The organism is Actinacidiphila guanduensis (assembly GCF_900103985.1).
GTDB lineage: Bacteria > Actinomycetota > Actinomycetes > Streptomycetales > Streptomycetaceae > Actinacidiphila > Actinacidiphila guanduensis.
Genome location: NZ_FNIE01000009.1, coordinates 1 through 19231 on the forward strand (window position 1 = coordinate 1; position 19231 = coordinate 19231).

Consider the following 19231-nt stretch of genomic DNA (forward strand, 5'->3'; position numbering starts at 1 on the left):
CGGTTACATTCCGAACCCGGAAGCTAAGCCTTTCAGCGCCGATGGTACTGCAGGGGGGACCCTGTGGGAGAGTAGGACACCGCCGAACAATCATTGCCAAGGGCCTGATTCCCGTGCCAGTCACGGGAATCAGGCCCTTGTTGCGTTGCCGGGTATTGTTCCCTTGTGCGGTATGACCTGGTGATCTTCGACAATGACGGTGTGCTCGTGGACAGCGAGCCCCTTTCCAACCGGCTGCTCGCCGGCTGCCTCACGGAGGCCGGGTTCCCCACGACGTACGAGGAGTCGCTGCGGGACTTCATGGGCGGCGCCTTCCACCGCGTGGAGGACGTCGTGCGCGAGCGGTACGGGCAGGAACTGCCCGAAGGGTTCCAAGCGGCGTACCACGCCAAGGTGTTCGCGGCCTTCGAGGCCGAACTCCGGGCCGTCCGCGGGGTGGCCGAGGTCCTGGACAAGCTCGCCGCCGACGGAGTGCCCTACTGCCTGGCGTCCTCCGGGGCGCACGCGCGGATCAGGGTGGCGCTGCGGGCCACGGGCCTCGCCCCGCGGTTCGACGAGGAGCGCATCTTCTCCTCCCAGGACGTCGGGCGCGGCAAGCCCGCCCCCGATCTGTTCCTGCACGCCGCACGGACCATGGGCGTACCGCCCGAGCGCTGCGCGGTCGTGGAGGACAGCCCACTGGGCGTCCAGGCGGCCCGGGCCGCCGCCATGGACGTCTACGGCTTCGCCGCGATGACCCCCGCCGAGCAGCTCGCCGGCGCCAAGGCGGTGTTCACGTCCATGGAGCAACTGCCGGACCTGCTGCGTTCCTGACGCCCGACACCTACTCATCCGTAGCTCCGGCGCCTACCCTGCGGGCTTATGGATGCCGCCCGACCGACGGCGCTGCGCCGCGGACGTGCCGCCCTCGCCGTGAGCTTCTTCACGCAAGGGGCGGTCTTCGCTCTGCTCGTCACCCGTATCCCGGCGATCCAGGACCGGTACGGCATCGGTGACGGGATGCTCCCGGTGTTCCTGGCCGCGGTGCCGATCCTGGCCGGCGTCGGCAGTGTGCTGACCGAGTCGCTGGTGCGCCGGGTGCGGCCGAGCGTGGTGCTGCGCTGGGTGCAGCCCGTGGTGAGCCTCGCGTTGGTCGGCCTGGCCGCCGGGGACCAGGTGTGGACGGCCGCACTCACCCTCGGGCTCTACGGGTTGTGCGCGGGCGGCCTCGACGCCTCGATGAACATGCTCGGGGTGAGCCTGCAGCGGGCGTACGGGCGCAGCATCATGCTGGGCTTCCACGCGTCCTACAGCCTCGGCGGGATCGTCGGTGCCTCGCTGGCGTGGTCGGCGGCGCACTGGCACATCGGGTTGCTGACGCTGTACGGGCCCGCCGCTGTGGTGCTGATCCCGCTGGCGCTCACCGCGAGCCGCTGGTATCGGGACCAGGAGGCCGTGCATGGCCCGCTCGAGGGCCCCGTGGCCGCCACCGCGGCCCCTGCCGGGGCCGTCGCCGGACAGCCGCCCCGGGAGGCCGTACAGGCGGCCGCCATCGGCGGCCAGGTCGTCTTCCGGGTGCTGCTGCCGCTCTGCCTGGTGATGACCTTCGCCTACATCGGCGACTCCACCGTCTCCAACTGGAGCGCGAAGTACCTCCAGGACACGCTGCACAGCTCGGACCAGCTGTCCACCGTGCCGTACGCGGTCTACATGGTGATGACGCTGGTGGGGCGGGCGCTCGGGGACGGCGGGGTGCGGCGGTTCGGGGCGGTCCCGGTGGTGCGGGCCGGCACGCTGCTGGCGATGGCCGGCTTCGCGGTCGTGGCGGCGGCGCCCGGGCCGTGGGTGGGCATGCTCGGATTCACCCTGCTGGGCCTGGGGCTGTGCGTCCTGGTGCCGCAGACCTTCGCGGCCGCCGGGCGGCTGTTCCCCGACGCCTCGGACTCGGCAGTGGCGCGGCTGAACGTCTTCAACTACGTGGGCTTCCTGGTCGGTTCGCCGCTGGTGGGGGCGCTCGGCGACGTCTGGAGCTACCGGGGCGCGATGCTCGTCCCCATGGCGCTGGTGGGGGCCACGCTGCTGTACGCGCGATCTTTCGGGGCGGCCCCCGCCGGGTACGGTGTCGGCCATGAGCGGCCGCGCACAGCTGATGTGGGATGAGCGGGTCACGGGGTACGACTTCGGCCCCGGCCACCCGATGGACCCGGTGCGCCTGACGCTGACCCGGGGCCTGGTGCGGGCATTCGGCCTGGACGGGGTGCTGCGGGTGGTGGCGGCGCCGCCGGCCGGGGAGTCCACCCTCGCGCTGGTGCACCGGGCGGACTACGTGGCGGCGGTGCGGCGGGCCTCGGACGAGCCGCGCCAGGGCGACCCGGGGCTGCTGGCGTACGGCATCGGCAGCGAGGACAACCCGGCGTTCGCCGGGATGCACGAGGCGTCGGCGCTGATCGCGGGTCAGTCGGTGGGCGCGGCCGAGGCGGTGTGGCGGGGCGAGGCCCTGCACGCGGTGAACTTCACCGGCGGCCTGCACCACGCGATGCCGGCGGCGGCCTCGGGTTTCTGCGTCTACAACGACCCGGCGCTCGCGGTGGCGCGGCTGCTGGAACTGGGCGCGGAGCGGGTGGCGTACGTGGATGTGGACGTGCACCACGGGGACGGGGTGCAGACGGCGTTCTGGGACGACCCGCGGGTGCTGACGGTGTCGCTGCACGAGAGCCCGCGCACGCTGTTCCCGCAGACGGGGTGGGCCGAGGAGATCGGCGGGCCCGCGGCGCAGGGCGGGGCGTGCAATGTGGCGCTGCCGGCAGGGACGGGCGACGCGGGCTGGCTGCGGGCCTTCCACGCGGTGGTGCCGGAGCTGGTGGCCGCCTTCCGGCCGCAGGTGCTGGTCTCGCAGCACGGCGCCGACACGCACATCGAGGACCCGCTGGCGCATCTGGCGGTGTCGCTGGACGCGCAGCGGATGGTGGCCGAGGCGTGCCACGCGCTGGCGCACGAGCACGCCGAGGGGCGCTGGGTGGCGCTGGGCGGCGGCGGCTACGCGGTGGCGGACGTGGTGCCGCGGTCCTGGACGCACCTGGTGGGGATCGCCGCCGGGGTGCCGGTGGCGCCGGACGCCCCGGTGCCGGCGGAGTGGCGGGAGCAGGTGTACGCGCTGACCCGGGCGCCGGCGGCGCAGCGGATGACGGACGGGCTGCGGCCGCGGTTCGCGGACTTCGCCGACGGCGGCTACGACCCCGCGTCCCGGCTGGACCAGGCGGTGCTGGCGACCCGCCGGGCGGTCTTCCCGCTGCACGGGCTGCTGCCGTAGAAGGCGCTCCGGCAACCCTTCCTGGCGCAACGGTTCTTCGGCGCGTTCCGACGTGCGAGCGGTCGCACACCCGGGAGGGGGTGGCGCACCACCCCGCGCGGGTGATTTCGGGGCGATCGGCCATGTGCGGGGGGCGTGTGGTGGGCAGGATCGGGCGCGTGGTGAGTGTCGGCGCGCTGCGCGCGCATCTGGTCGCGGCGGGGCTCGCCGGCAGCGTGGCGGCCCGGCGGGAGACGAGCCTGGCGCACTACGGCCTGTTCGCCGCCCGCGACCCGCGGCAGACCTGCGGGCTCGACCCGGCAGGGGAGTGGGGGGCGACCGATCTGCTGCGGCTGATGGCCGACCGGTGCGGGGTGTCGCCCGATCCGGCGTGCACCACCGGCCCGGACACCATCGACCCGGACCGCACACTGGCCGCGCTGGACGCCTTCGCGCAGCGCCTGGCCCGGGCGGCGCACGACCGCGCACCCGTCCTGTTGGGCACAGGACATCCACATCGCCTCCTTGGTTTCTACGCACCTTTGGCCGCCGCTCTGTCGTCGGCGGGCTGCCAGGTGCTCACCCCGCACTACGGCCACTGCATGCGCATGCGCACGCAGTTCGGCGTACGCGCACACCGCCTGGCCTATGTCGGCGGGGTCGCGGTGGTGCGTGGCGAAGGGGACGGAAAGGGCGTGCACACCCACTCGGCGCTGCCGGTCAGAGCGGCGCTCGCGGCGGCCGCGGAACACTGCGGCACGCTGCCGAAACTCGTGGTCGGGGACCACGGATTCGCATGTGGGGCGGGTCAGTTGGGCATCGAGGCGATTGCCCTGGGAGGGTGCGGGGACCCGGCGGTTTTCGTGGCGGAGGCCGAGGGAATGGTCTCAGTCGCCGTACCTGTTCAGGACACCGCGCAGCCCGGTCGCTACGACCCGCTGGCCGCCTACGTCCTCAAGGGCGCCTGGTTGGCACAGTAGTCAACGGTTGGCAACTCCTCTTCCCCACTTGCATCATCCGCCCCTAGTCTGAGGGGGAGCGCACATGCATGTTTTGAGTCGCCGGAGGGGAAGCCGGGGGCCGTCATGTGCGGAAGGTTCAGGTGTGTCATGGCTGTAACTGAAAGCCGGCCTCTCAACGAGGTCGTGTTTCTCACCGTCGCCGAAGTCGCGTCGGTGATGCGAGTGTCGAAGATGACCGTGTACCGGCTGGTGCACAGCGGCCATCTGCCGGCCATTCGCGTGGGGCGGTCCTTCCGGGTTCCGGAGCAGGCCGTGCACGACTACCTCCGTGAGTCCTACGTGGGGGTGGAATCTGCCTGAGAAGGTCCGGTAACGGGCCGGTGACCGGCCGCGTGGGCCTCGGTTACGCTCGTCCGCTCCGGACGGGTAGGCTTGGCCGACGTAGGTCGTGTGGGCTCGGACGCCCCGCACCGAGTGAAACCGAAGCGAGGGTAGTCGTGGGCTCTGTCATCAAGAAGCGGCGCAAGCGTATGGCGAAGAAGAAGCACCGCAAGCTTCTCAAGCGGACGCGCGTTCAGCGTCGCAACAAGAAGTAGGCGCGCCGAGGCCGTCGCCGCTCCCCTGCCCCTCTTCACCGCGTCATCGCGGCGAAGGGGGGCAGTGGCATGTCGGAGGGCATGTCGGGGGGCGTTTCGGCGCCCCGGGGCAATCGCGTGGCGGTACGGTGAACAGCATTCCCGCAGTACCGCCAGGAAGGCGCTGAACGTGGGCAAGGTGGTCCTCGTCACCGGGGTCGCAAGGCAGCTGGCCGGCCGCTTCGTCCGGCGTGTCCAGCGCGAGCCGGAAGTGGACCGGGTGATCGCCGTGGACGCGGTCCCGCCCCGGCACGACCTGGGCGACGCGGAGTTCGTCCGGGCCGACATCCGGCAGCCGGTGATCGGCAAGGTGCTGGCGCAGGCCGGCGTCGACACCGTGGTGCACCTGGACGTCAGCGGCACCCCGCTGGGCGCGGGCGGCCGCACCCAGGCCAAGGAGACCAACGTCATCGGCACCATGCAGTTGCTCGGCGCGTGCCAGAAGGCGCCGACGGTGAGCCGGCTGGTGGTCAAGTCGACCACGAGCGTGTACGGGTCGGCGCCGCGCGACCCCGCGGTCCTCACCGAGACCACCCCGGTCAAGTCGCTGCCCAGCGGCGGCTTCGCGAAGGACGCGGTCGAGGTCGAGGGCTACGTCCGCGGCTTCGCCCGGCGCCGCCCCGACGTGGCGGTCGCGGTGCTGCGGTTCGCCAACATCCTGGGCCCGCGCGCGGACACCCCCCTCGCGGAGTTCTTCGACCTGCCGATACTGCCCACCGTCCTGGGCTACGACCCGCGGCTGCAGTTCGTCCACGAGGACGACGTGACCGAGGTGCTGGTGGTCGCCTCGACCGAGCCGCGGCGCGGCACCCTCAACAGCGGCACGTTCAACATCGCGGGCGACGGGGTGCTGCTGCTCTCCCAGACCGCCCGCCGGCTCGGCCGCCCCACGGTGCCGGTGCTGCTGCCCGCGGTGACCTGGGTCGGGCGGCTGCTGCGCACCGCGGGCGTCACGGACTTCTCCCGCGAGCAGATCCGCCTGCTCACCCACGGCCGGGTGGTGGACACCCGGCAGATGCGCGAGACCCTGGGGTTCCGGCCCGCCTACACCACCGCCGAGACCTTCCACGACTTCGCCCGGACCCGGCCGCCGGGCCTGCTGCCCCCGGCCCGGCTGGCGGCCGCGGTGGACGGGCTGGCGGCCCGCGTGCAGCGGAAGGAGCACACGCCATGACGGACGCGAAGGTCATCCCGTTCGGGGACGACGCGAGGCGCCGCGGCAGTTCCGGCGGCTCCGCGGCCGGCCGGTCGCGGGCGCGCCGCGCGGCCCCCTCCGGCCCCCCGGGCGTACCCGGGGCCCCCGGTCCCGCCGAGGCCGCGGACGCGGCGGACGCGGGCGGCAAGGCGGCCCTGGCCGCCGTTCCCGAGGACGGCCGGCCGCCGCACGAGGAGCGGCCCGGCGCCGGCATCCCCGCCCAGGCCGGCGGGGAGCCGCACGGCCGGCCCGGCGCGCGCTCCGGCGGACCGGAGGCGGAGGGCGGCGAGCCGCAGGCGCCGGCCGCGCCCTCGCTGGGCGACGCGCTCGGCGGGCTGGCCGACCGGCTGCTCGGCGGGCCGTGGGAGGAGCGGGTCGCCTCGGGCCTGGCGTTCCTGCGCCGCCGGGTGACCGGCGACTACGAGGTCGACGAGTTCGGCTACGACGCCGAGCTCACCGACCAGGTCCTGATGTCCTTGCTGCGGCCGCTGTACGAGGGCTACTTCCGGGTCGAGGTCAAGGGGATCGAGAACATCCCGGCCGAGGGCGGCGCCCTGGTCGTCTCCAACCACTCCGGCACCCTGCCGATCGACGCGCTGATGACGCAGGTGGCCGTGCACGACCACCACCCGGCCGGGCGGCACCTGCGGCTGCTCGCCGCCGACCTGGTCTTCGTCCTGCCGGTCGTCAACGACCTGGCGCGCAAGGCCGGCCACACCCTGGCCTGCGCGGAGGACGCCCAACTGCTGCTGGAGCGCGGCGAGGTGGTCGGGGTGATGCCCGAGGGCTTCAAGGGCCTGGGCAAGCCGTTCTCCGAGCGGTACAAGCTGCAGCGGTTCGGCCGCGGCGGCTTCGTGGCCACCGCGCTGAAGACCGGGGTGCCGATCGTGCCGTGCTCGGTGGTGGGCGCCGAGGAGATCTACCCGATGGTCGGCAACTCCCGCACCCTGGCGCGGATCCTGGGCTTCCCGTACTTCCCGCTGACGCCGACCTTCCCGTGGCTCGGGCCACTGGGGCTGCTGCCGCTGCCGACGAAGTGGACCATCCAGTTCGGCGAGCCCATCCCCACGGACGGCTACCCGCCGGAGGCCGCCGAGGACCCCATGCTGGTCTTCAACCTCACCGACCAGGTCCGCGAGACCATCCAGCACACGCTCTACGAACTGCTGGTGGAGCGGCGCTCGGTGTTCTTCTGAGCCCCGGTGAGCCGTTCTGAACCGCTGTGAGCCGCTGCCCGGACGCCGGCGCCGCGGCCGGCTCGCGCCCGCATGGGGAAGGGGGCCGTCGACCGACGGCCCCCTTCCCCGTACCTCTCCTGGCAGGCCGGCTCAGCCCTTGTCCTCCTCGGAGCTGAGGCCGAGGCCCGGCAGCAGGCCGGGCAGCAGCGGCGGCAGGACCACCGAGTGCGGCGTGTCGGGGGTCTCCCCGGGGGTGGTGCCGGGCTGTGTGGGCACGGTCGGGCCGGTGGGCAGCAGGCCGGTGCCGCCGATCAGGGAGTCGGGCGAACTGTCGGTCGGCGACGGGGTCGGACTCCCGTCGTCGCTGCCGGCCCGGCCGCCGGGCGTCGCGGTGCCGCTCGGGCGGCTGCTGGGGCTCGCGCCGGAGGGGGTGCCGCCGGTGTCGTCGCCGCCGCTGCCGTGGGTCGCCTTGGCGCCCTCGTCGTCCTTCTTCGGCAGCGGCAGCGGGGCGACCTCCCGGTCTATGGCGTCGAAGACGGAGGTGACCTGCTCGGAGACGTCGGTGAGCTGGCCAGGCAGCTTGTCGCGCAGCGCGCTCCAGCTCTGCCGGTGGTCCACCGAGAAGGAGTTGAGCACCTCCATGGGCTGCAGCGAGCCGTCCTTGCGATACGCCTCGGTGAGCAGCCGGTGGCCCTCGGACGCCTCCTGGTGCATGCCGGACAGCGCCTTGCGGACCTCGGCGACGGACTCGGCGTCCAGCGGGCCGCCGCGGCCGCGGTCCATCAGCCGGCGGGCCTCCTGCATGCGGGTGGCGGCCATGTCGAGGTAGACCTTGCCGCGGGAGGTGTCGCTGCCGGCCATGTCCAGCTTGATGTCCTCCATGCTGCGCTTGAGGCCGTAGAGGCTGTCGCCGGGCAGTGCGTTCGTGCTCGCCGCGGCGACCCCGCCGAAGGCGCCGGCGGCCACGCTCGCGGCAAGTCCGCCGACCGCGAGGCGCCGGGACAGGCGGGAGCGGGGGGCGAGGCGGCGCAGGCCGCTGGGCGCGCTCTCGGTGCGCTGCTCGGGGACGCGGCCGGCGGCGTGGAAGCTGCCGTCGGCGATGGCCTGCTCCATGGCGGCGACCAGCTGGGCGCGCTGCACGCTCTTGGCCGCGGGGTCCATGGCCGGGCGGGGCTGCTCGGCGAGCGCGGCGGCCAGGGCCACGAGTGCGCCCTGTTCGGGGTCGGCGTGCCGGTCGGCGGCGTGGGAGGCGTGGCTGCCCTGGTGGCCGGCCTGATGGCCGCCCTGCCTGCCGCCCTGCGCGTGGTCAGGACCGTGCGCCGGGCCCGGTGCCGTCCGCTGGGCGGGGCCGCGGGCCGCGTGCGCGCCGTGCGGCCGCCCGTCGGTGCCGCCCGGCTCGCTCCGGTCCTGGTCGTGGACGCCGTTGTCCATCCCGGCGTCCTCGATCGCCTGGGCGAAGGCGTTCGCCCGGCGGTGTGCCGTCGCCTGTCCGATCACCGGCGGCACCTCCTCTCGTCTCCACACTCGACTCCCCGTGCCGCCCGCAGGGTTGCGCCCAGGAATGCTGTCCACCCGATCGGGTGAAAAACGGTGAGCGGCTCACGGCACGGATCTGTCTGCATGTGATGCAACGAGAGCCGGTCCGGTTGGGTTACGCAGGTCTGATGATCGGGACGCGAAAGCGGCGCCCCGGGCCGGGCATACCGGACACCGCGGGCGCGTCGGGCGCGTCAACGGGTGTGTCAGGCGCGTCAGGTGCGCCGGGGCTCACCTGGCGTCCTCGGGGAGCAGCCGGGCCAGGGTGCGCACCGCGCGGTACTGCAGGGTCTTGATGGCGCCCTCGTTCTTGCCCATCACCCGGGCCGTCTCGGCGACCGACAGGCCCTGCAGGAAACGCAGGGTGACGCACTCCTGCTGCTGCGGGTTGAGCTTGCGGACGGCGGTCAGCAGCGCCTCGTTGGACAGCTGCTCCAGCACGTCGTCCTCGGGGCTGCGCTCGACCTCATTGGCGTCGAGCATTTCGCCGGTGGTCACTTCGAGGCGGAACCGGCTCGATTTGAAATGGTCCGCGACCAGATTGCGGGCAATGGTGACCAGCCAGGCGCCGAAGTCGCGGCCCTGCCAGGTGAAGGTGCCGATCCGGCGCAGGGCGCGCAGGAACGTCTCGCTGGTGAGGTCCTCGGCCGTGGCCTTGGAGCCGACCCGGTAGTAGATGTACCGGTAGACGGTGTCGCTGTAGTGGTCGTAGAGGCGGCCGAACGCCTCGGTCTCGCCGCGCTGGGCGGCTTCGACCAGGTCCATCATGCGGCCGCTGTCGGTGTCGGAGGCGGGGCGGCGGGCGTGGGCGCCGCGCTCGGTGGCGCCGGCCTGGACGCGCTGCTGGCCGGCACCGGCCGGGCTGCCGGTGTGGCGGGTGCGTCTGCCTGCGGCGGTGCTGACTTCGGCCAGGGCGTGGGCGGGGCCGGGGACGGTGGGACCGGACGTGGCGAGGGCGGGCACGGCGTACGCGGGGACCGTGCGCGTCAACTGGTCGAGGACCAGAGCGCGCAGCGCAGCCAGGCCGGAGGCGACAACCCCGTCGTGTGGGTACACGGGACTCCCAGAGGCAGAACTTCCATCACGTGCAGTACGGGACCGTTCACCCGTCGTGGCGACGTGTGGGTACCGGATTGCGTCTGAGGAGAATAACGCTTCGTACAGGCGACGCTACACCGAGTTGTGCAATTCGCCGTTTCCGGCACTTCCTGTGCGGAATGGTGATCGACCAATTATCGAACAGGGGGCCGGAGTTGACCACTTCGGGTCGTGAAATGCCCGTGGAGAGCGCGTGTTGTGCGCGTGTGCGCGAGCGTGTTGCGGGGGTGCCGTCGCGTGAAATGTGCGGGGAAAAGGGACCGGTGGGCCGGGCGCGGCGACGAGGGGCGAGCGGGGCGCGGGCAGGGCTGTGCGCGGGTCGCGGACGGCCGCGCGGGCGGGGCGCGGCCGTCCGCTGAACGGACCGTCGGTCAGTGGGAGTTGCGGCGCCGGACGGCGAGGGCGGCGAGCACGCCGCCGGTGACCGCGCCCATTCCCGCGGCGGCCGGGATGCCGATGCGGGCGGCCTTGCGCCCGGTGCGGTAGTCGCGCAGCCGCCAGCCCTGCTCGCGGGCGTGCCGGCGCAGGCCCGCGTCGGGGTTGATGGCGTAGGGGTGGCCGACGAGCGAGAGCATCGGGATGTCGTTGGCCGAGTCGCTGTAGGCCGCGCACTGCGAGAGGTCGAGGTCCTCGGCGGTGGCCAGGGCCCTCACGGCCTCGGCCTTCGCCGGGCCGTGCAGCGGCTCGCCGACCAGCCGGCCGGTGTAGACGCCGCCGACGGACTCCGCGACGGTGCCCAGCGCGCCGGTCAGGCCCAGCCGGCGGGCGATGATCGCGGCGGTCTCCACCGGCGCGGCCGTCACCAGCCAGACCCGCTGCCCGGCGTCCAGGTGGGCCTGGGCGAGCGCGCGGGTGCCGGGCCAGATCTTGTCGGCCATGTACTCGTCGTAGATCTCCTCGCCGATGCGGGTCAGTTCGGCGACCCGGTGGCCCTTGACGATGGACAGCGCGCTCTCCCGGACGTCCTGCATGTGTTCGGGGTCCTCGCTGCCGGCCAGCCGGAAGTACGTCTGCTGCCAGGCGAAGCGGAGCAGGTCGCGGGTGTCGAAGAACTTCCGCTTGTACAGGCCGCGGCCGAAGTGGAAGAGCGCCGCGCCCTGCATGATCGTGTTGTCCAGGTCGAAGAACGCGGCCGCGCGCGGGTCGCCGGCCGCCGGGGTCAGGGCGGCCTCGGCGGCTTCCGCGGCGGCCTCGCCCGCCAGCACACTGCGCTCGGTGGCGGACTGCCTGCGAGGGGTGAGCCATTTGAGAGCGGCCATGCGGCGAGCATAACCACCTTGGGGGGCAAGCCTGGTGCCTGCGGGATGCGGGCGTGTGAACGGCACGGGACACAATGGCGCACATGAGCAGCAACACGCACGCCAGCCCTTCCGCCCGGACCGTCACGCTCATCGGCAAGCCCGGCTGCCACTTGTGCGACGACGCCCGCGCGGTCGTCGCCAAGGTCGCCGCCGAGACCGGTGCGGCCGTCGCCGAGCAGGACATCACCCAGGACGCGGAGCTGTACGACCGCTACTGGGAGCAGATCCCGGTGGTGCTCGTCGACGGCGAGCAGCACACCTTCTGGCGGGTGGACGAGGACCGGCTGCGGGCCGCCCTTACCGGCTGAGCCGCGCGGCCGGCGGTGCCCGGTCCGCCGCCGGCCCGCCGGTCCGCTGCTGGTCTGCCGCCGGTCTGCCGCACCCCTGCGCCGATTGCCCGCTTTACCCCCGAGCGCACGCGTTCGAGTACCATCGAGGGCGTTTTGCACAACCCGGGGGTGATGCGTGAGGAGTGTGGGCACGTGCTTCCGGGCCGGAGCCAGGACGGGTACGGCTATGCCGTCGTGGACCTGGAGGCGACCGGGTCGTCCTCGCGGCGGCACCGGGTCGTCGAACTCGCGGTGGTGCTGCTCGGCGCGGACCTGGCGCCCGAGGGCGAGTTCACCACCCTGATCGACCCGCTGGGACCGGTCGGCCCCACCCACATCCACGGCATCGAGCCCGCGCACGTCGAGGGCGCCCCCACCTTCGCCGGCGTCGCCGCCCGGCTGCTCGCGCTGCTGCGCGGGCGGGTCCTGGTCGGGCACAACGTCGGCTGCGACCGGGCGTTCCTGGTGGCCGAGTACGCGCGGCTGGGGGTGCGGCTGCCCGCGGTGCCCGAGCTGTGCACGATGCGGCTCGCCGCGGCCGCCGCCGAAGCCGCTCCCGCCACCGGTCCCGCTGCCCGCGGCGGTGCTCCCGGCACTTCTGCCGACCCCGGACGGCGCCCCGCGCCAGGACCGTACGGCGGGCTGTCGCTGCGGGCGTGCGCGGCCGGGATCGGGCTGACCGGCTGGCACCCGCACACCGCGCTCGGCGACGCCCGGGCCACCGCCGCGCTGCTGGCCCACCACGGCCCGCACGGCGCCGACCTGCCCGCGGTGCTGGCGGCCGCGGCCGCGCTCACCTGGCCGGAGCCGCCCGGGCCATCGGCCGGAACCGAGGCCCTGTGGGTGCGGCGCAGCAACGTTTCGGCCCGCCGAACAGTGCCGAATGCCCGGCATGGGCAGGCGTGATGCCCATCACTTCCGACGGGCAAATCGGACACCATCTTTGTGCACGCGTTCACAAAGACATAGCCTGGCGTCCACGGGGCGGCTCCAACGACCGTGGTCGCCCTCAGCCCAGCTCTACCCGCAGGAGCACCGTGGCAACTGGCCGATCACACCGACCGGCGACCCGCGGCCGAGGAATTCCCGAAGCCACCGTCGCCCGGCTCCCGCTGTACCTGCGGGCACTGACAGCACTCTCGGAGCGCTCGGTGCCCACCGTCTCCTCCGAGGAACTCGCCGCCGCCGCCGGGGTCAACTCGGCCAAGCTGCGCAAGGACTTCTCGTACCTCGGCTCCTACGGGACCAGGGGGGTCGGCTACGACGTGGAATACCTCGTCTACCAGATCAGCAGGGAACTCGGCCTCACCCAGGACTGGCCGGTCGTCATCGTCGGGATCGGCAACCTGGGCGCCGCGCTCGCCAACTACGGGGGCTTCGCCTCCCGGGGCTTTCGCGTCGCCGCCCTGCTCGACGCCGACACCGCGCTCGCCGGCCGGCTGGTCGCGGGCCTGCCGGTGCGGCACATCGACGAGCTGGAGACGATCGTCGCGGACAACCAGGTGTCCATCGGCGTGATCGCCACCCCCGCGGGCGCCGCCCAGGAGGTCACCGACCGCCTGGTCGCCGCCGGCGTCACCTCCATCCTCAACTTCGCCCCCACCGTGCTGTCGGTGCCCGACGGCGTGGACGTGCGCAAGGTGGACCTCTCCATCGAACTGCAGATCCTCGCCTTCCACGAGCAGCGCAAGGCCGGCGACGACCGTCCGGAGCCCGACGGGGACGTGCCCGCCGTGATGCCCGCATGAGCCTGCTCGTCGTCGGGCTGAGCCACCGCACCGCACCGGTCAGCGTCCTGGAGCGGGCCGCCCTCTCCGACAGCGCCCGCGGCAAGCTGCTGCTGGACGCCGTCGCCGCGGAGCCGGCCGCCGAGGCCGCGGTGCTGGCCACGTGCAACCGGATAGAGCTCTACGCGGACGTCGACAAGTTCCACGCCGGCGTCGCCGAGCTGTCCACCCTGCTCGCCCAGCACAGCGGCGCCCCCCTCGACGAGCTGACCCCGCACCTGTACGTGCACTACGAGGACCGGGCCGTCCACCACCTGCTCTCGGTGGCCTGCGGCCTGGACTCCATGGTCGTCGGCGAGGGCCAGATCCTCGGCCAGATCAAGGACGCGCTCGCCCTCGGCCAGGAGCTGCACACCGCGGGCCGCCTGCTCAACGACCTGTTCCAGCAGGCCCTGCGGGTCGGCAAGCGGGCCCACTCCGAGACCGGCATCGACCGCGCCGGGCAGTCCCTGGTCACCTTCGGCCTGGACCAGCTCGCCCCCGTCACCGGCCCGCCGGCCGGCCGCAGCGCCCTGGTGGTCGGCGCCGGATCGATGTCCTCGCTGGCCGCCGCGACCCTCGCCCGGGCCGGGGTGAGCGAGCTGGTGATCGCCAACCGCACCGTCGAGCGCGCCGAGCGGCTGGCCCGCACCCTGGCCGAGCAGGGCACCGCCGCCCGCGCGATCAGCATGGCCGAGGTGCCCGGCGCGCTGCCCGCGGCCGACATCGTCGTCTCCTGTACCGGCGCGACCGGCCTGGTGCTCACCGCCGACGACCTGCGGGCCGCCGCCGAGGAGCGGGCCGGCCGCGCACCGCGGACCCCGCTGGCCGTCCTCGACCTGGCCATGCCGCGCGACATCGATGCCGACGCCCACGGCGTCGACGGCGTGCACCTGGTGGACATCGAGTCCCTGGCCGCCGCCTCCGCCGACGCCCCCATGGCCGCCGACGTCGACCAGGTGCGGGCGATCGTCTCCGAGGAGGTCGCCGCCTTCGGCGCCGCCCAGCGCGCCGCCCGCATCACCCCCACCGTGGTCGCGCTGCGCGCGATGGCCGCCGATGTCGTCGCGAGTGAACTCGCCCGGCTCGACGGTAGGCTGCCGGGCCTGGAGGACAAGGAGCGCGCCGAGATCGGCCAGACCGTGCGGCGCGTGGTGGACAAACTCCTGCACGCGCCGACCGTGCGGGTCAAGCAGCTCGCCGGCGAGCCCGGCGGGGCCGGCTACGCCGACGCCCTGCGCGAACTCTTCGACCTGGACCCGCAGACGGTCGTCGCCGTCAGCCGGGCGGACGGATCGTCGCCCCAGGTCAGGCACAACGGAAACGAGGAACTTCGGTGAACGGCATGTCGGGCGCCCCGTCGGGGGCGCGCCCGCTGCGCCTCGGCACGCGGCGCAGCCAGCTCGCCATGGCGCAGTCGGGCATGGTCGCCGACCGGGTGCGCCAGGCCACCGGTCGCGAGGTGGAGCTGGTGGAGATCACCACCTACGGCGACGTCTCCAAGGAGGATCTGGCCCGGATCGGCGGCACGGGGGTCTTCGTCTCCGCGCTGCGCGACGCGCTGCTCGCCGGCGAGATCGACTTCGCCGTGCACAGCCTGAAGGACCTGCCCACCGCCGCCCCCGAGGGCCTGGTGCTGGCGGCGATCCCGGCCCGCGAGGACCCGCGCGACGCGCTGGTGGCCCGCGACGGGCTGGCCTTCGCCGACCTGCCCGACGGCGCCCGGGTCGGCACCGGCTCACCGCGCCGGATGGCCCAGCTCAACGCGTGGGCACGGTCACACGGGCTGCGGGTCGAGACCGTCCCCATCCGTGGCAATGTTGACACCCGCATCGGGTACGTTACTTCCGGCAGGCTCGACGCGGTCGTGCTGGCCGCCGCCGGGCTGAACCGCATCGGCAGGATCGCGGAGGCGAGCGAGCTGATCGCCGCCGACGTGTGCCTGCCCGCTCCCGGACAGGGAGCACTGGCCGTGGAATGCGCCGCCTCCGACCCGGAGTTGGCCGCACAGCTCGCCGGGCTCGACGATCCGGTCACCCGGGTCGCCGTGACCGCCGAGCGATCCCTGCTCGCCGCCCTTGAGGCCGGCTGCTCCGCCCCGGTGGGCGCGCTGGCCGACCTCATGGACGACGGGCAGTTTTCCGAGCTGCGCCTGCGCGGCGTCGTCGGCACCACCGACGGCTCCTCGCTGGTGCAGATGTCCATCACCGGTCCCGTACCGGCGTCGGACGACGAGGCGCGAGCCCTGGGCCGCGAACTCGCCGAGTCGATGCTCGCCAAGGGTGCGGCCGGTCTTATGGGGGAGAGCACACATTGAACCCCGCCGCCGTCGCTACGACCAAGCCCGCCGGCACCGCGGCCGGAGCCGCCGCGCCCGCCGCCGGCCACGTCACCTTCCTCGGGGCAGGCCCCGGTGACCCCGGGCTGCTGACCCTGCGCGCCGTGGAGGCGCTCTCCCTGGCCGACGTCCTGGTCGGGGAGGGCCATGTGCTCGACGTCGTGCGCGGGCACGCCCGCGCCGACGTGGGCACAGCCGAACCCGCCGCGGACGGTGAGGTGTTGGACTTCGCCGCTGCTGTCTCCCAGCTTGTCATGGCGTCCGCGCGGACCGGCAAGCGGGTGGTGCGTGCGGTCTCCGGCGACCCCGGCCTGGACGCCACCGCCGCCCAGGAGATGCTCGCCTGCGCCCACGCCGGCATCCCGTTCGAGGTCGTCCCCGGTGTCGCCGCCGCCCTCGGCGTGCCCGCCTACGCGGGCGTGCCGCTCAGCGGCGACGTGCGGTTCGTCGACGCCGCCACGGCCGCGGAGGGCTGCTGGGGCGAGGCCGGCGCCAGCGACTCCACGCTGGTGGTCGCCACCACGCTGCAGACCGTCGCCGCCGTCGCCGCCGAACTCGTCTCCGCCGGGCGCAAGCCCGACACCGCGCTCACCGTCACCGTCGCCGGCACCACCACCCGGCAGCGCACCTGGAGCGCCACACTGGCCACCATCGCGGGCGAGTTGAAGGCAACCAAGGCGCTGCCCACGCCCGAGGGGCCGATCGCGGCAATAGCCGTTGTCGGCGAGCGCACCTCGCAGCGCGAGCACCTGTCCTGGTTCGAGACCAAGCCGCTGTTCGGCTGGCGGGTGCTGGTGCCGCGCACCAAGGAACAGGCCGCCTCGCTCTCCGACCAGCTGCGCTCCTACGGCGCGGTGCCGCACGAGGTGCCCACCATCGCCGTCGAACCCCCGCGCACCCCGCAGCAGATGGAGCGGGCGGTCAAGGGCCTGGTCACCGGCCGCTACGAGTGGATCGCCTTCACCTCCGTCAACGCGGTCAAGGCGGTACGCGAGAAGTTCGAGGAGTACGGGCTGGACGCGCGGGCGTTCGCCGGCATCAAGGTCGCGGCCGTCGGCGAGCAGACCGCGCAGGCGCTGGTCGAGTTCGGCGTCAAGCCCGACCTGGTGCCCAGCGGCGAGCAGTCCGCGGCCGGGCTGCTGGAGGACTGGCCGCCCTACGACCCGGTCTTCGACCCGATCGACCGCGTCTTCCTCCCGCGCGCCGACATCGCCACCGAGACGCTCGTGGCCGGCCTGGTCGACCTCGGCTGGGAGGTCGACGACGTCACCGCCTACCGGACGGTGCGGGCCTCGCCGCCGCCGGCCGAGACCCGCGAGGCGATCAAGGGCGGCGGTTTCGACGCGGTCCTGTTCACCTCCTCCTCCACGGTCCGCAACCTGGTCGGGATCGCCGGCAAGCCGCACAACGTCACGGTGATCGCCTGTATCGGCCCTGCCACCGCGAAGACGGCGGAGGAGCACGGGCTCCGGGTCGACGTGATGGCCCCCGAGCCGTCCGTCCACGCCCTCGCCCAGGCGCTCGCCGAGTTCGGCGCGGCGCGCCGCGAGGCGGCGCAGGCGGCGGGCGATCCGGTCACGCGCCCCAGCGAACGCCGCCCGGGCGCCCGCAGGCGCCGCGTCTGAGACGGCTTCTCGTGACGGGGCGGCTTCTCCCGTAGGGGTTCGCCGCCGTCGCCGCCGGCCACGCCGATGTGGTCGGGCGCGCAGTTCCTCCCCCCGAGCTTCGCCTGGGAGGTCCCCCCCGCGCCCCTTGGTTGTACGGGGCTCGCTTCGTGCCGAAGGGCAAGGTTCTTCATGGGCGCGGGGAACTGCTCCCCCAGAGGGGGCACCCCCACAGCCGAGACGGCGCGGCGGGCGGCGACGCTGGGAACCCGAACGGCGAGTTGCCGCCCCCTTGGGGACCGACGAGGCGTCGGGAAGAGCACTGCCCGCGCGGGCGTACCGTGGAAAACGGTCCCACGTCGAGCGAGAAGGGCAGGCGCAGGTTATGAGCCGGTACGGTGAGTTCCCGGGCACGCGGCCGCGCAGGCTGCGTACGACCCCCGCGATGCGCCGCCTGGTGGCGGAGACCCGGCTGAACCCCGCCGAGTTCATCCTGCCGCTCTTCGTGCGCGAGGGGATCAGCGACCCGGTTCCCGTCTCGTCGATGCCCGGCGTCGTCCAGCACACCCGCGACACCCTGCGCAAGGCGGTCGCGGAAGCGGCGGAGGCGGGCGTCGGCGGTGTGATGCTCTTCGGCGTGCCCGAGGTGAAGGACGCCGTCGGCAGCAGCGGCACCGACCCGGACGGCATCCTGCAGGTGGCGATCCGCGATGTGGTGGACGAGGTCGGGGACGCCCTCGTGGTCATGTCCGACCTGTGCCTGGACGAGTTCACCGACCACGGCCACTGCGGCGTCCTGGACGCAGAGGGCCGGGTGGACAACGACGCGACGCTGGAGCGCTACGCCGAGATGGCCCGCGTCCAGGCCGACGCGGGCGTCCACGTGGTGGGCGCCTCCGGCATGATGGACGGCCAGGTCGGTGTGATCCGCGACGCACTGGACGAGATCGGCAGGCAGGACGTCGCCATCCTCGGCTACACGGTGAAGTACGCCTCCGCCTTCTACGGGCCCTTCCGCGAGGCCGTCAACTCCTCTCTCAAGGGCGACCGCAAGACGTACCAGCAGGATCCGGCGAACCTCCGCGAGTCGATGCGCGAACTCGCGCTCGACCTCGCCGAGGGCGCCGACATGGTGATGGTGAAGCCCGCGCTGCCGTATCTTGACGTGCTGACCAGGGTCGCCGACAGCGTCGACGTGCCGGTGGCCGCCTACCAGATCTCGGGTGAGTACGCGATGGTGGAGGCCGCCGCCGCGAACGGCTGGATCGACCGGGAACGTACGATCCTGGAGACGCTCACGTCCATCCGCCGGGCGGGCGCGAACATGATCCTCACCTACTGGGCCACGGAAGTCGCCCAGCGACTGTGACCGAGGGGGAGCGGGGATGAGCCGGGGAATACCCTCGTGGGCCGCGGTGAGCGGGCTGACCGCGGGCGCGATGGCGGTGGTCGCCGTCTTCGCCGTGCAGGCCAGCGGGTCGCCCGTGAAGACGCCGGTGGCCTCGCACAAGCCGCACCCCACCGTGACGGCCACCCATCCGGCGCCCACCACGCCGCCACCGGTGCCGCAGGGCGGTGACACCGGCAAGCGGATCGTCTACTCGGTCGGCAAGCACCGGGTCTGGGTGGTGCCGAAGTCGGGCCCGGTGGCGACGTTCCTCGTCCAGCCCGGCACCGTGCCGGCCCGCCCCGGCGTCTACTACGTCAGCAAGCGCAAGCCCGCCGGTGTCGGCAGCGACGGTGTCTCGATCGAGCACATCGTCTACTTCGAGTACACCGCCGAGACCTGGGTCGCCTTCGCCGCTCCGGTGGACGACAAGCTCACCAAGCCCGCCCCCTCCCTCCACACCGGTGCCATCCGTGCCCACCGCGCGGACGCCACCCGGATCTGGAACAACACGGTCGTCGGCTCCACGGTCGTCGTCGTCCCCTGACGCCGGCGCCGCCGGGCCGGTGTTCGGCCGCACAGCACCGCGAAGGGCCCGCACCGGATCAGCCGGTGCGGGCCCTTCGCGGTCGGT

The 19231-nt window shown here is 73.5% G+C and carries 19 protein-coding genes and 1 rRNA gene; 17 read left to right on the top strand and 3 right to left on the bottom strand.

Annotated elements, in window-relative coordinates:
- The 9 genes from rrf to BLR33_RS20035 all read left to right on the top strand — a co-directional run.
- Window positions 1-88: ribosomal RNA gene (gene rrf / locus BLR33_RS19995) — 5S ribosomal RNA — on the top strand; the annotation flags it as partial.
- 77 nt (window positions 89-165) lie between these two features.
- Window positions 166-813 (top strand): HAD family hydrolase, encoded by a 648-nt coding sequence (locus BLR33_RS20000; protein ID WP_093785929.1) that lies wholly within the window; start codon window positions 166-168, stop codon window positions 811-813.
- A 48-nt stretch (window positions 814-861) separates the two neighbouring features.
- Window positions 862-2139: an MFS transporter gene (locus BLR33_RS20005; RefSeq protein WP_093785930.1), complete on the top strand. Its 1278-nt coding sequence runs from the start codon at window positions 862-864 to the stop codon at window positions 2137-2139.
- Window positions 2108-3289 carry an acetoin utilization protein AcuC gene (locus tag BLR33_RS20010; protein ID WP_093785931.1) on the top strand — a complete coding sequence of 394 codons (1182 nt, stop codon included), beginning with the start codon at window positions 2108-2110 and terminating at the stop codon, window positions 3287-3289. Before BLR33_RS20005 ends, BLR33_RS20010 begins: the two co-directional genes overlap by 32 nt.
- A gap of 158 nt (window positions 3290-3447) precedes the next feature.
- Window positions 3448-4248, top strand: coding sequence for a phosphatase (locus BLR33_RS20015; protein WP_093785932.1), 801 nt, complete (start codon window positions 3448-3450; stop codon window positions 4246-4248).
- Between the two features lie 129 nt (window positions 4249-4377).
- Window positions 4378-4590 (top strand): helix-turn-helix domain-containing protein, encoded by a 213-nt coding sequence (locus tag BLR33_RS20020; RefSeq protein WP_176930343.1) that lies wholly within the window; start codon window positions 4378-4380, stop codon window positions 4588-4590.
- A 137-nt stretch (window positions 4591-4727) separates the two neighbouring features.
- Entirely contained in the window at window positions 4728-4826 is a 99-nt protein-coding gene (locus BLR33_RS20025) for a 30S ribosomal protein bS22 (protein WP_003948845.1), read from the top strand.
- Between the two features lie 169 nt (window positions 4827-4995).
- Window positions 4996-6039, top strand: a complete 1044-nt coding sequence (locus BLR33_RS20030; RefSeq protein ID WP_093785934.1) for an NAD-dependent epimerase/dehydratase family protein — start codon at window positions 4996-4998, stop codon at window positions 6037-6039.
- Complete coding sequence (locus BLR33_RS20035; RefSeq protein ID WP_093785935.1) at window positions 6036-7256, top strand: lysophospholipid acyltransferase family protein; 1221 nt, start codon at window positions 6036-6038, stop codon at window positions 7254-7256. The genes BLR33_RS20030 and BLR33_RS20035 overlap by 4 nt, the downstream gene beginning before the upstream one ends.
- Before the next feature lie 132 nt (window positions 7257-7388).
- On the opposite strand, the gene BLR33_RS20040 is transcribed toward BLR33_RS20035, so the two are convergent.
- The 3 genes from BLR33_RS20040 to BLR33_RS20050 all read right to left on the bottom strand — a co-directional run bounded on the left by BLR33_RS20040 (window position 7389) and on the right by BLR33_RS20050 (window position 11131).
- Window positions 7389-8735 carry a DUF5667 domain-containing protein gene (locus tag BLR33_RS20040; RefSeq protein ID WP_093785936.1) on the bottom strand — a complete coding sequence of 449 codons (1347 nt, stop codon included), beginning with the start codon at window positions 8733-8735 and terminating at the stop codon, window positions 7389-7391.
- Window positions 8736-9005: 270 nt separating this feature from the next.
- Window positions 9006-9830: an ECF subfamily RNA polymerase sigma factor, BldN family gene (locus BLR33_RS20045; RefSeq protein WP_093785937.1), complete on the bottom strand. Its 825-nt coding sequence runs from the start codon at window positions 9828-9830 to the stop codon at window positions 9006-9008.
- Between the two features lie 413 nt (window positions 9831-10243).
- Window positions 10244-11131, bottom strand: a complete 888-nt coding sequence (locus BLR33_RS20050) for an HAD family hydrolase (RefSeq protein WP_093785938.1) — start codon at window positions 11129-11131, stop codon at window positions 10244-10246.
- An 83-nt stretch (window positions 11132-11214) separates the two neighbouring features.
- On the opposite strand from BLR33_RS20050, the gene BLR33_RS20055 reads away from it, so the two are divergent.
- The 8 genes from BLR33_RS20055 (at window position 11215) to BLR33_RS20090 (ending at window position 19144) form a co-directional block, all read left to right on the top strand.
- Complete coding sequence (locus BLR33_RS20055; protein ID WP_245771539.1) at window positions 11215-11481, top strand: glutaredoxin family protein; 267 nt, start codon at window positions 11215-11217, stop codon at window positions 11479-11481.
- A 174-nt stretch (window positions 11482-11655) separates the two neighbouring features.
- Complete coding sequence (locus BLR33_RS20060; protein WP_245771540.1) at window positions 11656-12408, top strand: 3'-5' exonuclease; 753 nt, start codon at window positions 11656-11658, stop codon at window positions 12406-12408.
- Between the two features lie 131 nt (window positions 12409-12539).
- Entirely contained in the window at window positions 12540-13250 is a 711-nt protein-coding gene (locus tag BLR33_RS20065; protein WP_093785941.1) for a redox-sensing transcriptional repressor Rex, read from the top strand.
- Window positions 13247-14608: a glutamyl-tRNA reductase gene (locus BLR33_RS20070; RefSeq protein WP_093785942.1), complete on the top strand. Its 1362-nt coding sequence runs from the start codon at window positions 13247-13249 to the stop codon at window positions 14606-14608. The genes BLR33_RS20065 and BLR33_RS20070 overlap by 4 nt, the downstream gene beginning before the upstream one ends.
- Before the next feature lie 5 nt (window positions 14609-14613).
- Window positions 14614-15585, top strand: coding sequence for a hydroxymethylbilane synthase (gene hemC / locus BLR33_RS20075; RefSeq protein ID WP_093786241.1), 972 nt, complete (start codon window positions 14614-14616; stop codon window positions 15583-15585).
- A complete protein-coding gene (locus tag BLR33_RS20080; RefSeq protein ID WP_093785943.1) occupies window positions 15582-17231 on the top strand; it encodes a bifunctional uroporphyrinogen-III C-methyltransferase/uroporphyrinogen-III synthase in 1650 nt (549 codons plus the stop codon). The genes hemC and BLR33_RS20080 overlap by 4 nt, the downstream gene beginning before the upstream one ends.
- A 364-nt stretch (window positions 17232-17595) precedes the next feature.
- Complete coding sequence (gene hemB / locus BLR33_RS20085) at window positions 17596-18579, top strand: porphobilinogen synthase (protein ID WP_093785944.1); 984 nt, start codon at window positions 17596-17598, stop codon at window positions 18577-18579.
- 16 nt (window positions 18580-18595) lie between these two features.
- Window positions 18596-19144, top strand: coding sequence for a hypothetical protein (locus tag BLR33_RS20090; protein WP_093785945.1), 549 nt, complete (start codon window positions 18596-18598; stop codon window positions 19142-19144).
- Window positions 19145-19231: the final 87 nt, after the last annotated feature.